Source organism: Saccharothrix hoggarensis, from assembly GCF_042678885.1.
GTDB lineage: Bacteria > Actinomycetota > Actinomycetes > Mycobacteriales > Pseudonocardiaceae > Actinosynnema > Actinosynnema hoggarensis.
In genome coordinates, this window is sequence record NZ_JBHTLK010000538.1 from 1 (window position 1) to 563 (window position 563).

The window sequence follows — 563 nt, forward strand, 5'->3', positions numbered from 1 at the left end:
GCCGTCCACCACCTCGACCAGGCCGCCGGCCACTAGCGGCGCGGCCGGGGCCAACCGGAACCGGGCCGGGTCCGCCGCGGGCAGCCCGCACAGCTCCAGCGCCAGGCCGACGGTGGGCCGGCGGCGGGTGACGTCGTCGTTGAGGTAGGCGTAGAGCCGTTCGAACCGCGGGTCGACGTCCGGGGCCATCGCGACCAGCAGGAACTCGACGTCCACGGGGTCGAGGTCGAACCGCCGCGCGAGCCCGAGCAGGCGCGGGCCGGGGTCGGGGACCATCGCGGCGAGCGGCCCGAGGTCCGGTTCGGCGTCGGGCGGCGCGAGGGGCCGCCCCGGCTCGTCCAGGATGCGCCACACGGTGTCGGCGGTCAGGTAGAGGCCACGGCGCGGGTCGTCCGGGTCGGGGTCGTGCTCGACGCGCTGCGCCACGGCCCGGCGCACCCGCCACTCGACGCCGGCCAGCCTCGCCCACAGGTAGGCCAGGTCCGGCGCGTGCGCCTCGGTCGACACGGCGGTCACCGGATCGGCCCGCCGCGTCGGCGCCGGTCCTCGGGCAGCGGCCGGGT

At 78.5% G+C, this 563-nt stretch carries 1 pseudogene; it reads right to left on the minus strand.

The features are described from left to right. A pseudogene (locus tag ACFQ3T_RS36995) lies at window positions 1–507 on the minus strand (ATP-binding protein); the annotation flags it as partial. Between the last annotated feature and the right edge of the window lie 56 nt (window positions 508–563).